This is a genomic window from Rhodoferax sp. SPJ4, from assembly GCF_058216275.1.
Genome location: NZ_JBYZMN010000002.1, coordinates 36,828 through 49,571 on the forward strand (window position 1 = coordinate 36,828; position 12,744 = coordinate 49,571).

Consider the following 12,744-nt stretch of genomic DNA (forward strand, 5'->3'; position numbering starts at 1 on the left):
ATCTCCGAATTCAGTCAGTTAATGGGGGCGGGGGGGATTACTTCTCGACGACCGCGAACAGGTCGTCTTCCTTCATCACCAGCAACTCGTCGCCGTCGACCTTGACGGTCTGGCCGCTGTACTTGCCGAACAACACGCGGTCGCCGACCTTCACGTTCAGGGCAATCACTTCACCCTTGTCGGTCTTGCGGCCCGGGCCCACGGCCAGGATCTCGCCCTGGTCCGGCTTTTCTGCGGCGTTGTCAGGGATCACGATGCCCGAGGCGGTCTTGGTCTCGCTCTCGATGCGTTTGACGATGACGCGGTCGTGCAGGGGGCGAAGTTTCATGGGTTCTCCTGTTTTAAACATAAAGATGGTGCAAACGGTGGGCGGCGGGCAGGGCCGACGCCGGGCAACGGGCAGCGGATGTTGTTAGCACTCCATCTGCGCGAGTGCTAATCATAAGGTCTTTTGTCCGGCTTTCAAGGGTGGGCCTGCCGCTTCGCGCGGCGAGTGCAGCATGGCAGAGCCTAGGCGCCGGGCACCCGAGTGCGTGACAAATGCCCGGTCTGATGCAAAAAGACTTCTTTCTCAGCCTGGAAAGTCGATTTGGCGACACCGAAAGTTCGCATTTGCGACGATAGTCTGGTACCGATAAGTACCGAATCGAGACGGACGCCCCCAGGGGGTGGTCTGTCCTTTGCCCTGCCCCTGAAGGAGTTCCCCATGCGATTGATCTCGGTTGTGCTGCTCTGTGGCGCGTTGGCGGCCTGCGGCGGCGGCGATGGTGCGGCCGAAAAAACCGCGGTGGCCCAGGCGCCTTCGGTCGGCGGCGTGGCCAGCGGCAGCGGCGCCAGCGCCTCGGGTTCAGCGTCGGTCAGCGCCGAGGCGATCCCTTCACTGCCCACCGCGGGGCAGTCCCGCGCGGGCAAAACCTACTCGGTGTCGCTCAAGGTACCCGCCACCGGCGACACCGTGGCGTTCACCGTGTTTGAGCCGGCCACGCTCACCGGCGGCCAGACCTACCCGCTGATCCTGCACAGCCATGGTTTCCAGGGCGCACGCTACAAGAGCCGCCCGGTGCCCTTTGGCCCGCTGAAGGTGGACTTTGCCAACCCATTGGGCTCGGACTTCACCGACATCGGTGTCTTCATCGACAAGGGCTATGGCGTCATCAGCATCGACGAACGGGCCCACGGCGACAGCAACGGCTCCGACCGGGTGATGGACCCCGACTTCGAAGGCCAGAATCTGCTGGCTGTGCTCGACTGGGCTGAGGCCAACCTGGCCTGGCTCAAGTATGGCCCGAGCGCCGACGGCACCGACCCGCACAACCTGGTGGTGGGTTCCATCGGGACGTCTTACGGCGGCATGTTCCAGTACCTGATCCACAACATCGATCCCAAGAAGCGGCTGGACGCGATGGTGCCGATGTGGGCACCGCATGACCTGACCTACAGCCTGGCCCCGGGCAACACGCCCAAGACGCTGTGGAACCTCAGCCTGTTCGGCATCGGCAACCTCACCGGCCTGAAAACCGCTACTGGCTTCGATCCCTTCATCTTCAACGGCTTCGTCACCTCCTTCGCCCAGAACGAACTCACCCCCGGCCTGAAAGACCTGTTGCTGTACCACAGCAACCGCTATTTCTGCGACGGCCAGGCCGTGGCCACCAATGGCGGACCCGGCACCCGGCCGCGCTACGCGCCTGTGCCCGGTGGCAAGGTCAATGCCTTGCTGGTACAGGGTGTGCGCGACACCTTGTTCAACCTGAACGAGGCCCACGCCAATTACCAGTGCCTGAAAGCCCAGGGCGGCGATGTGCGCCTGCTGACCACCCAGACCGGCCACAACACGCTGCAGGTCACGCCTGACCTCAGCCAGTTCGCCTACAACCCCAGCGACTTGCTCAACACCCGCTGCGGCACCGTGGAACCGGCTGACGCGGCCCTGGCCTTTTTTGAGGAGCACCTGAAAGGCATTGCCGGCGCCGCCTCGGCCGTGCCCAAGAAGATCTGCCTGTCGATTGCCGGCACCGACGCGGCGCTGGTCGATGCCCTGACCGTGGGCCGCGCCGGCACCCAGGCCACCGTGCCCAAGACCCTGGTCGTTGCCGGCCTGCCCGAGGTTCAGGTGGCCGTGCCGCTGGGCCCGGTGCAAGGTGCAGGCACCGAGGTGGTGGCCGGCATTCCCCACCTCGACGTGACGCTGAGCGCCGCCGGCCCGGCCCTGGGCCAGCCGGTGCTCTTTGCCGGCATCGGCATCCAGCACAACCCGGCGCTGCCGGTCTATGAGCTGCTGGACAACCAGGTCACCCCGCTCAAGGGCCTGGGCCGCCACGACGTGGACCTGAGCGGCATCGCCGGTCGCCTGCAGCCAGGCCAGCGGCTGGTGCTGTTGTTGTACGGCGCCAAAGACCAGTATTTGCTGACCGGTTCCACCAGCTTCAATGTGCCCAAGGCCAGCGTGATGCCGGTCACGGTGAGCGGCAATGTGTGGGTGCCACGCATCGGTGAGCCCGCTGTGACGAAGTGATCCGCTGACCGTTGATTGCAAAAAAGCCACCTCACGGTGGCTTTTTTCTGGGGTGAGGCAAGCCTTACAGACCCGCCGCCGCGCGCAGTGCGGCCGCCTTGTCCGTGCGCTCCCAGGTGAACTCGGGCTCCTCGCGGCCGAAGTGGCCATAAGCCGCGGTCTTTTCGTAGATCGGACGCAGCAGGTCCAGCATCTGGATGATGCCCTTGGGGCGCAGGTCGAAGTGCTCGTTCACCAGCGCGGCGATCTTGTCGTCGGAAATCACGCCTGTGCCTTCGGTGTACACCGTCACGTTCATCGGCTTGGCCACGCCGATCGCGTACGCCACCTGAATCTGGCACTGCTTGGCCAGGCCGGCGGCGACGATGTTCTTGGCCACATAGCGCGCGGCGTAGGCGGCCGAGCGGTCGACCTTGCTGGGGTCTTTGCCGGAGAAGGCACCGCCGCCGTGCGGGCAGGCGCCGCCATAGGTGTCCACAATGATCTTGCGGCCGGTCAGGCCGCAATCGCCCTGCGGGCCACCGATGACGAAGCGTCCGGTGGGGTTGATCAAATACTTGGTGTCCTGCAGCCATTCCTTGGGCAGCACCGGTTTGATGATCTCCTCGATGATGGCCTCGATGAAGCTGGCCTTCATCTTGGTGGCCGTCTGGCTCTGGTCGGGTGCGTGCTGGCTGGACAGCACCACGGTGTCGATGCTGTGTGGCTTGCCATCCACATAGCGCATGGTCACCTGGCTCTTGGCGTCGGGCCGCAGAAAGGGCAGGCGGCCGTCCTTGCGCAGCTGGGCCTGGCGCTCCACCAGCCGGTGGGCGTAGTAAATCGGCGCGGGCATCAGCTCTGGCGTTTCGTTGCAGGCGTAGCCGAACATCAGGCCCTGGTCGCCGGCGCCGGTGTTCAGGTGGTCGTCGGAGGCATGGTCCACGCCCTGGGCGATGTCGTTGCTCTGCTTGTCGTAGCAGACCATCACAGCGCAGCCCTTGTAGTCGATGCCGTACTCGGTGTTGTCGTAGCCGATGCGCTTGATGGTGTCGCGCGCCACCTGGATGTAGTCCACATGGGCGTTGGTGGTGATTTCACCGGCCAGCACCACCAGACCGGTGTTGGTCAGGGTCTCGGCCGCGACCCGGCTCAGCGGGTCCTGCTTGAAAATCGCGTCCAGAATGGCATCCGACACCTGGTCGGCGACCTTGTCGGGGTGGCCTTCAGAGACCGATTCGGATGTGAAAAGAAAGTCGTTCGCCATTTGAATAAACTCCGTGGTTGCTGTGGCGCGTTGCCTGCAGCTCGGAAGCCCCTGGCGAACGCTTTAGCAGATTTGTTTAACAAGCCCGGCCCACCTCGAAAGATTCGGCCGTCTCTGGTCGCCCTGCAAGTTGCTCATTTAACTCAGCGACGCTTCTATTTTAGCCATTTGCATGTTTGTCGTGTTCCAAACCCTGTCCCGCTGGCCGCTGTGGCTGCTGCATGCCGGCGGCTGGCTGCTGGGCTGGCTGGTGTTTGCGCTGTCCAAGGGATATCGCCAGCGTTTTCTGGCCAACGCCGCCCAGGCCGGCTACGGTTTTGCCGCGGTGCGCGGCGCGGTGGGCCAGGCCGGTTGCATGACGGCCGAACTGCCCCGCATCTGGATGGGCGCCTCGCCGCCCTATGAATGGCGTGACCTGCCGGTGGTCGATGCCGCCTACGCGGCCGGCAAGGGCGTGCTGCTGCTCACGCCCCATCTGGGCTGCTTTGAGGTCATGGCCCAGGCCCTGGCCTCGCGCTACAGCGCCGAGCACGGCCCGCTGACGGTGTTGTACCGGCCGGCCCGCAAGGCCGCGCTGGCCGAGATCGAGGCCAGTGCAAGGGATAGGCCCGGCCTGAAGGCCGTGCCCACCACCTTGTCTGGCGTGCGCGACATGATCAAGGCACTGCGCCGGGGCCAGGCGGTGGGCCTGCTGCCCGACCAGGTGCCGCCCGAGGGCCTGGGCCAATGGGTGCCATTTTTTGGCCGTGAGGCCTACACCATGACGCTGGCCGCCCGGCTGGCCCAGCAGACCGGTGCGGTGACCCTGCTGGTGTGGAGCGAGCGGCTGGCCTGGGGCCGCGGCTACCGGCTGCATTTCCGCAACCTGTTGGCCCCGCTGTCGGACGACCTGGCCACCGCGCTGGCGCAGATCAATGGCGAGATGGAGCGGCTGGTGCGCGAATGCCCGCAGCAGTACCTGTGGAGCTACGCCCGCTACAAACAACCCAGGGACGAGGGCTGATGGGCGCGCGCCTGGGCATTGCCTTCATGCGCCTGCTGGCCCTGCTGCCGCTGGCCTGGGTGCGGACCTTCGGGGCCTTCATGGGCTGGCTGCTGTTCTACCTGGCCTTGCCGCGCCGGCGTGTTGCGTTGACCAATTTGGCGCTCTGTTTTCCGGAGCAGACGCCTGAGCAACGGCGGGAGGTGGCGCTGGGCACCTTTGTGCATTTCGCCCAGGCCTGGCTGGACCGGTCCTGGCTCTGGCATGGTTCGGAAGCCAAGGTGCGCTCGCGCCTGACGCTGACCGGCGCGCTGGACACCTTGCAGGGCCAGGCCCCCACGGTGCTGTTTGCGCCGCATTTTGTCGGCATGGACGCGGGCTGGACGGCGCTGACGCTGAACCTGCCGCGCCACTTCACCACCATCTACACCGACCAGCCCGATCCGCGACTGGACCAGTGGATTCTGAGTGGGCGGCAGCGCTTCGGTGACGCCCATTTGTTCGGCCGCATCGACGGCGTGAAAGCCATCGTGGCCAAGCTGCGCGAAGGCGACCCGCTGTATTTGTTGCCCGACATGAACTTCGGCCCCGAAGAGTCCATCTTCGTGCCGTTTTACGGCCAGTTGGCGGCCACCGTGCCCTCGCTGTCGCGTTTTGCCAGGCTGGGCCGGGCCCAGGTGGTGCCGGTGCTGAGCCGGCTGACGCCGCAGGGTTACGAGGTGCGGGTGCTCCCGGCCTGGACCGATTTCCCCAGCGCCGACGCCGAGGCCGACACCGCGCTGATGAACCGGCGCCTGCAGGATTACATCGCCCCCATGGCCGACCAGTACTACTGGGTGCACAAGCGCTTCAAGAGCCGGCCGGCCGGCGAGCCGTCGGTCTACTGAGCCGAACGCCGTCAGCTGGCCAGGAAAGCCGCGATTTCCTGCGTCACCCAGTCCGGGTGCTCGTGCACCAGCCAGTGGGTGGCGTCGGCGCGGGTTTTCACCGTCAGGTGTGGCACATGGCGGTCCAGCCCATTCAGCAACTCCGGCCGCAGCGCGATGTCACCCAGGCCCCACAGCACCAGCGTGGGCACGGCCACGCTGAGCATGGCGTCGGGCAGCGTCACCGCCGCGGCGGCCGGGTCTTCGGGCCGCGGTGGGCGCAGCGGCGAGGCCCGGTAGTAGTTGCAGCCGCCGCGCAGGCCGGTGCCCGGGGGTGTGCCGGGCGGGTCTTGCCAGGCTTCACGGTAGCGGGCCTTCACCGCCTCGGTGAGCCAGGGCCGGGGCCCGTCCACGGCGCCCATGTTGGCAAACAATTTCCACAGCCGCTGGTAGTCGTTTTCAGCCAGCAGGGCTTCAGCGTCCGGCCGGACCAGAAAGTTCATGTAGGCGCTGGCGGCCTGCTGTTCCGGGCTGGTTTGCAACTCGCGCAAAAAGGTGCCGGCGTGCGGCGAGTTCAGGATCACCAGCTTGGCCATCAGGTCTGGCCGCTGGTTGGCCAGGCCCCAGGCCACCGCGCCGCCCCAATCATGGGCGATCAGTGCCGCCAGCGGCGCCGGGCCGGCCTCCAGCGCGATGAGGGCGGCAATGTCCTGGGCCAGCAGCTTGGGCCGGTAGAGGCTGGGGTCGGCCGGTGCGCTGGAGCGCTCGAAGCCACGCAGGTTGGGGGCCAGGCAGCGGTAACCCAGGGCGGCGAAATGGGTCAGCAAGCCGTCCCAGACAAAAGCCGCTTCGGGGAAGCCGTGCAGGAACACCAGCGCCGGCCGGCCGGGCTGGCCGGCGCTGCGCACACTCAGTGTGACGCCATGGGGCAGGGGAACGAGGCTGGTCTGCACCATGGGGCGGGTGGGTCCGTGATCAGTCGGCCAGCGGGGCCTGGTCGTCGTCCACCGCTGCTTCGGCCCGTGCCTCGGTGAGCGTGGCCATGCGGCGGGCGCTGCCGGCGCTGTGGGCCCATTGCCACAGCAGCAGGCCCACCTCGTCCACGCCCTTTTTCTTCAATGCCGAGAACAGCTTGACCTCGCCACCGCCGGCCTGAAGTTTGGTGATGGACAGCACCTTGGTGGCCTCGGCGCGGTTGAGCTTGTCGGACTTGGTCAGCACCACCAACAGCTTCAGGCCCTCGGCGACCCGGGGCCGGATGACGTCCAGCAGGATTTCGTCGAGTTCGGTCAGGCCCAGCCGCGGGTCGCACAGCAGCACGATGCCGACCAGGTTTTCGCGGGTGGCCAGGTAATTGGCCATGACCTGCTGCCAGCGGTACTTGGCCTCCTTGGGCACAGCGGCGTAGCCATAGCCGGGCAGGTCGGCCAGCACCGCGTCGGTGACGCCTTGTTTGCCGAGCGAAAACAGGTTGATGTGCTGGGTCCGGCCCGGCGTCTTGGACGCAAAGGCCAGCCGTTTTTGCTGCGCCAGCACGTTGATGCAGGTGGATTTGCCGGCGTTGGACCGGCCCACGAAGGCAATTTCCGGCACCTGCAACGGCGGCAGGTGCACCAACTGCGGGGCCGAGGTGAGGAATTTGGCGGTGTGCAGCCAGCCCATCGCCTGGGCGGCGGTGGCGGTGGTGGGTGTCGGTGGGACCGGGTTTTCCGGGTGTGGGGTCATGAAGGCTCTCTGGAGGCCTGTCGCAAACCGTTGGAGATTGCGGGGAAACCCGAGGGCGGACAGCACCGCATTGTAGAATCAGTCAGTTTTGCGCCAATCTTCCAACTCCATCCTATGAAGCCCTTTGTTTCTCTGTTGATGGCTGCCCTGCTGGCAGCAACCTCCGCCCTGTCTTTCGCCAACGAGCCTGCCAAGGCCGAGGCGCCCAAGGTGGTCAAACCCGATCTGACCAAGGGCAGCGCGAGTTTCGCCGCCTGTGCCGCCTGCCATGGCGCCGATGGCAACTCCGCCGTCCCCGCCAATCCCAAGCTGGCGCAACAGCATCCCGAATACCTGGTCAAGCAACTGCAAGAGTTCAAGGCCGGCAAGCGTGCCAACGCCATCATGTCGGGTTTTGCCGGCGGCCTGTCGGACGAAGACATGAAGAACATCGCCTACTGGGTGGCCTCGCAGAAGGCCAAGCCCGGTTTCGCCAAGGATAAGGAACTGGTGGCCCTGGGTGAACGCATCTACCGCGGTGGCATTGCCGACCGCGCCGTGCCCGCCTGTGCCGGCTGCCACACCCCCAGTGGCGCTGGCATTCCGTCGCAGTACCCGCGTCTGGCCGGCCAGCACGCCGAATACACCGCCACCCAGCTGAGCGGTTTCCGTGACGGCACCCGCAAGAACAGCACGCAGATGACCCAGGTTGCCGCCAAGCTGAATGACCGCGAAATCCGCGCGGTGGCCGACTACATCGCCGGCCTGCGCTGACCGCTGTGGCGGTGAATGGTGCATTTTGATTGAACCATTCCCGGGCAACTGACCCTATCCAGGGCGGAGCATCGAAGGATGGTCCGCCCTTTTTCTTGAGCCCTTTTGGCAACGCCACCACATGTCTGTTTCCACCCATGGCCTCCGGCTGAAAACCCGCTCGCTGGCGCTTCGCACGGCGGTGGAACTGCTGTCGTCCATGCGATTCGCGATCTCGCTGCTGACCGTCATCTGCATCGCCTCCATCATCGGCACGGTGCTCAAGCAGCACGAGCCGCTGAACAACTACGTCAACCAGTTCGGGCCGTTCTGGGCCGAGCTGTTCAGCGCGATCGACCTGTACTCGGTTTACAGCGCCTGGTGGTTTTTGCTGATCCTGGCCTTTCTGGTCATCAGCACCTCGCTGTGTGTGGCCCGCAACACGCCCAAAATCCTGGTCGACCTGCGCAACTACAAGGAAGGCCTGCGGGCCCAGAGCCTGAAGGCCTTTGGCCACCATGCCGAGGCCGCGCTGTCGGAGTCGGCCGAGGTGGCGGCCCGGCGCATCGGCCAGACCCTGGCCAGCGGTGGCTGGCGGGTGAAGTTGCAGCAGCGCGAAACCGCCGAGGGCAGCGGCTGGATGGTGGCGGCCAAGGCCGGTGCCGCCAACAAACTGGGCTACATCGCCGCCCACAGCGCCATCGTGCTGGTGTGCCTGGGGGGCTTGCTGGACGGTGACCTGGTGGTGCGAGCCCAGACCTGGTTCACCGGCAAGACGCCGTTCAACGGCAGCGGTTCCATGGCCGAAGTGGGGCCGCAGCACCGGCTGTCCACCAGCAACCCGACCTTTCGCGCCAACCTGATGGTGCCCGAGGGCGCGATGGCCGACACCGCGGTGCTGACCCAGCCCAATGGCGTGTTTCTGCAGGAACTGCCGTTCGCGGTGGAACTGAAGAAGTTTGTGGTGGAGTACTACTCGACCGGCATGCCCAAGCTGTTTGCCAGCGACATCGTGATCCATGACCGCGAAACCGGCGAGAAGATCGCCACCCGGGTCGAGGTCAATCACCCGGCCAGCCACCGCGGCATCGAGATCTACCAGGCCAGTTTTGACGACGGGGGATCCAGCGTCAAGCTGCAAGGCGTGCCGATGTCGCCGGAGATCGCGCCCTTCGAGGTGCAGGGCACCATCGGTGGCAGCACGCTGCTGGCCCCGGACAACCTGGCCAGCAAGGACAAGCTGACGCTGGAATTCACCAGCCTGCGGGTCATCAACGTCGAGAACTTCGGCGCCGGCGGCAGCTCGGGTGCCGGTGCGGTCGACGTGCGCAAGGTCGACCTGCAGTCGGCCATCGACGCCCGGCTGGGCGCGGCCAACAAGACCGTCACCAAGAAGGAGCTGCGCAACATCGGCCCCAGCATCGGCTACAAGCTGCGCGACAGCGCCGGTCAGGCCCGTGAGTTCAACAACTACATGTTGCCGGTGGACCTGGGCGAGGGCGTGCCGGTGTTTCTGCTGGGCACCCGCGACAGCCCGGCCGAAGCCTTCCGCTACCTGCGGGTGCCGGCCGACGACCAGGGCAGCATGAAGGGCTTTGTGGCCTTGCGCGAGGCTTTGCGCAGCCCCGCGCTGCGCGAGCAGGCGGTGCGCCGCTACGTGGCCAAGGCCACCGATCCGCAGCGCGCCGAGCTGGTGGGCCAGCTCACCACCTCGGCCAACCGGGCGCTGGCGCTGTTTGCCGGTGCACCCGGCTCCGGCGCCAAACCCGGCGCGGCCGGCTTGCAGGCCATCTCCGATTTCATGGAAGGCAATGTGCCCGAAGCCGAGCGGGCCCGCGCCGGCGACGTGCTGGTTCGCATCCTCAACGGCGCGCTGTTCGAGCTGGTGCAACTGACCCGCGAGAAGGCGGGCCAGCCGCCGCTGGTGCCGAGCGAGAAAACCCAGGCCTTGATGGTGCAAACCGTGCTGAGCCTGAGCGACGCGTTTTTCTACCCGGTGCCGGTGGCCTTCGAGCTCAAGGATTTCACCCAGGTCCAGGCCAGTGTGTTCCAGGTGGCCCGTGCACCCGGAAAAAATATCGTGTATCTTGGTTGCGCCTTGCTGATTTTGGGCATCTTTGCGATGCTCTATGTGCGCGACCGCCGCCTGTGGGTCTGGCTGTCGCCCGCGGGTGAAGGGTCGCAGGCCACCATGGCCTTGTCGACCAACCGCAAGACCATGGACGGCGACCACGAATTCGCGCACCTGAAAAGCAAGCTGATTGGCGTCGTCGACTGACGCCCGAGGTTGAAGGATCCCCAGATGAACACCGCCACCATTTCACTCAACGAGAGTTTTCTGTCCAAACGCAACGGGGGCGACTGGCTGTTTGCGGCCCTGGTGCTGGCCGGCGGCCTGTTTGCGCTGTCGCGCTACGCCGGCTTCATGGATGTTTACGAAAAAGCCATTCTGGTGGGCAGCGTGCCGGCCGCCATCTGGCTGGGCTGGTTCTGGCGGCCGTTGCGCACGCTGATGGTGGCTGTGGCGGTGTTTTCATTGCTGGGCACGGCGTCCTACCAGGGCGACCTGGCGCGCGCCGATTCGGTGTTCTGGCTCAAATACTTCTTGTCCAGTCAGTCGGCCATCCTGTGGATGAGTGTGTTGTTCTTCATGGCCACCACCTTTTACTGGTTGGGCATGTTTGCCAAGGGCCAAAGCGCCACCATGGAGCTGCTGGGCTCCCGCATCACCTGGGTGGCGGTGGGCATGGCGCTGATTGGCACCATGGTGCGTTGGTACGAAAGCTATCTGATCGGTGCCGATGTGGGCCACATCCCGGTGAGCAACCTCTACGAGGTATTTGTGCTGTTCTGCTGGCTCACCGCCACCTTTTACCTGTACTTTGAAGCCCAGTACAAAACCCGGGCCCTGGGTGCTTTTGTGATGCTGGTGGTCAGTGCCGCCGTGGGTTTTCTGCTCTGGTACACCGTGGTCCGCGAGGCCCATGAAATCCAGCCGCTGGTGCCGGCGCTCAAAAGCTGGTGGATGAAGCTGCATGTGCCCGCCAACTTCATTGGCTATGGCACTTTTGCGATGTCAGCCATGGTGGCTTTTGCTTACCTGATGAAACAACAGGCCAGCGAGACCCGCTGGTACAAGCTCACCCCGATCTGGCTGCTGGGCGTGGCCTTGTGTTTTGTGCCCATCGCCTTCCGCCAGCGCGGCCTCACGGAAGCCGGGGGCAGCTACTGGCTGGGTTATGCCGCCATCTCGGCGCTGATTGCCGCCGGCATTTTGCTGGGCCGCAAACGCATTGCGTCGCGCCTACCCAGCTTCGAGATCCTCGATGACGTGATGTACAAGGCCATCGCCGTGGGCTTTGCCTTCTTCACCATCGCCACCGTGTTGGGCGCGCTGTGGGCGGCCGAGGCCTGGGGCGGCTACTGGAGCTGGGACCCCAAGGAAACCTGGGCGCTGATCGTCTGGCTGAACTACGCCGCCTGGCTGCACATGCGCCTGGTCAAAGGCCTGCGTGGCACGGTGGCGGCCTGGTGGGCGCTGGCCGGCCTGGCCGTCACCACCTTTGCCTTCCTCGGCGTCAACATGTTTTTGAGCGGCCTGCACAGTTACGGCACCTTGTAAGAAGCCTAGCCGGCCGCACGACCAAGCACCACAAAGGACACGTGCAATGCTCATTCAAACGAACGACACCGGCTTCACCCACCCCCTGGGCAGCGAGATCACGCCGCAAGGCGTGTACCAGAACCGTCGCCAACTGATGCAGGCGCTGGCCGGCGGTGCAGCCGGGCTGGCGCTGGCCGGCTGGGCCCAGCGCGAGGCCTTCGCCCAGGTGGCGCGGCCGGGCAAGCTGACGGCGCTGCCTGGCGCCAAATCGGCGGTGGCCGGCGCGATGACGCTGGACAAGCTCACCCCTTACGAAGACGCCAGCAGTTACAACAACTTCTACGAGTTCGGCACCGACAAGGCCGACCCGGCCCGCAGTGCCCGCACGCTCAAGACCAGCCCCTGGTCGGTCGAGATTGAGGGCCTGGTGAAGAAGCCGGGCAAGCTGGCGCTGGAAGACCTGCTCAAACTCAGTGCCCAGGAAGAACGCATTTACCGGCTGCGCTGTGTGGAAGGCTGGAGCATGGTGATTCCCTGGGTGGGTTACTCGCTGGCCGAACTGATCAAAAAAGTCGAGCCGCTGGGCAGCGCCAAGTACGTGGAATTCGTCACCCTGGCCGACCCCAAGACCATGCCCTACGTGGGTTCACGGGTGCTGGAATGGCCTTATGTGGAAGGCCTGCGGCTGGACGAGGCCATGAACCCGCTGACCCTGCTGGCCTTTGGCATGTACGGCGAGGTGCTGCCCAACCAGAACGGTGCACCGGTGCGGCTGGTGGTGCCCTGGAAATACGGTTTCAAGAGCGCCAAGAGCCTGGTGAAAATCCGCTTCACCGACAAGCAGCCGGCGACCGCCTGGAACAAGGCCGCAGCGCAGGAGTACGGGTTTTATTCCAACGTGAACCCCGAGGTCGACCACCCGCGCTGGAGCCAGGCCGGCGAGCGCCGCATCGGCGAAGACGGGCTGTTCGCTCGCAAACGCAAGACCCTGATGTTCAACGGCTACGAGGCCCAGGTGGGCCAGCTCTACGCCGGCATGGACCTGAAAAAGTTCTTCTGACCACACGGTCTGGT

The 12,744-nt window shown here is 65.3% G+C and carries 11 protein-coding genes; 7 read left to right on the top strand and 4 right to left on the bottom strand.

Annotation, left to right across the window (positions count from 1 at the left end):
* Positions 1–37: 37 nt before the first annotated feature.
* Positions 38–328 carry a co-chaperone GroES gene (gene groES / locus AC4BAR_RS07595; protein WP_490627246.1) on the bottom strand — a complete coding sequence of 97 codons (291 nt, stop codon included), beginning with the start codon at positions 326–328 and terminating at the stop codon, positions 38–40.
* A 378-nt stretch (positions 329–706) separates the two neighbouring features.
* On the opposite strand from groES, the gene AC4BAR_RS07600 reads away from it, so the two are divergent.
* On the top strand, positions 707–2,515 hold the full coding sequence (locus AC4BAR_RS07600; protein ID WP_490627247.1) for a CocE/NonD family hydrolase: 1,809 nt from the start codon (positions 707–709) through the stop codon (positions 2,513–2,515).
* 64 nt (positions 2,516–2,579) lie between these two features.
* Here the strand turns inward: AC4BAR_RS07600 and metK are convergent, their stop codons facing one another.
* On the bottom strand, positions 2,580–3,761 hold the full coding sequence (gene metK, locus AC4BAR_RS07605) for a methionine adenosyltransferase (RefSeq protein ID WP_490627248.1): 1,182 nt from the start codon (positions 3,759–3,761) through the stop codon (positions 2,580–2,582).
* Positions 3,762–3,933: 172 nt separating this feature from the next.
* Here metK and AC4BAR_RS07610 point away from each other — a divergent pair, with 172 nt between their 5' ends.
* Both AC4BAR_RS07610 and AC4BAR_RS07615 read left to right on the top strand, forming a co-directional pair.
* Positions 3,934–4,764 carry a lysophospholipid acyltransferase family protein gene (locus AC4BAR_RS07610; protein ID WP_490627249.1) on the top strand — a complete coding sequence of 277 codons (831 nt, stop codon included), beginning with the start codon at positions 3,934–3,936 and terminating at the stop codon, positions 4,762–4,764.
* Positions 4,764–5,630 carry an LpxL/LpxP family acyltransferase gene (locus AC4BAR_RS07615; protein ID WP_490627250.1) on the top strand — a complete coding sequence of 289 codons (867 nt, stop codon included), beginning with the start codon at positions 4,764–4,766 and terminating at the stop codon, positions 5,628–5,630. The genes AC4BAR_RS07610 and AC4BAR_RS07615 overlap by 1 nt, the downstream gene beginning before the upstream one ends.
* 11 nt (positions 5,631–5,641) lie before the next feature.
* On the opposite strand, the gene AC4BAR_RS07620 is transcribed toward AC4BAR_RS07615, so the two are convergent.
* Positions 5,642–6,565, bottom strand: coding sequence for an alpha/beta fold hydrolase (locus tag AC4BAR_RS07620; protein ID WP_490627251.1), 924 nt, complete (start codon positions 6,563–6,565; stop codon positions 5,642–5,644).
* A 19-nt stretch (positions 6,566–6,584) separates the two neighbouring features.
* Positions 6,585–7,334 carry a ribosome biogenesis GTP-binding protein YihA/YsxC gene (gene yihA, locus AC4BAR_RS07625; RefSeq protein WP_490627252.1) on the bottom strand — a complete coding sequence of 250 codons (750 nt, stop codon included), beginning with the start codon at positions 7,332–7,334 and terminating at the stop codon, positions 6,585–6,587.
* A gap of 114 nt (positions 7,335–7,448) precedes the next feature.
* Between yihA and AC4BAR_RS07630 the strand changes: the two genes are divergently transcribed.
* From AC4BAR_RS07630 to msrP, 4 genes are all read left to right on the top strand, one after another.
* Entirely contained in the window at positions 7,449–8,087 is a 639-nt protein-coding gene (locus AC4BAR_RS07630; RefSeq protein WP_490627253.1) for a c-type cytochrome, read from the top strand.
* Positions 8,088–8,208: 121 nt separating this feature from the next.
* The gene (locus tag AC4BAR_RS07635; RefSeq protein ID WP_490627254.1) at positions 8,209–10,344 is read left to right on the top strand and encodes a cytochrome c biogenesis protein ResB; all 2,136 of its coding nucleotides are present in this window, start codon (positions 8,209–8,211) and stop codon (positions 10,342–10,344) included.
* A gap of 24 nt (positions 10,345–10,368) precedes the next feature.
* Complete coding sequence (ccsB, locus tag AC4BAR_RS07640; RefSeq protein WP_490627255.1) at positions 10,369–11,688, top strand: c-type cytochrome biogenesis protein CcsB; 1,320 nt, start codon at positions 10,369–10,371, stop codon at positions 11,686–11,688.
* Between the two features lie 46 nt (positions 11,689–11,734).
* Positions 11,735–12,730, top strand: a complete 996-nt coding sequence (gene msrP / locus AC4BAR_RS07645; RefSeq protein ID WP_490627256.1) for a protein-methionine-sulfoxide reductase catalytic subunit MsrP — start codon at positions 11,735–11,737, stop codon at positions 12,728–12,730.
* Positions 12,731–12,744: the final 14 nt, after the last annotated feature.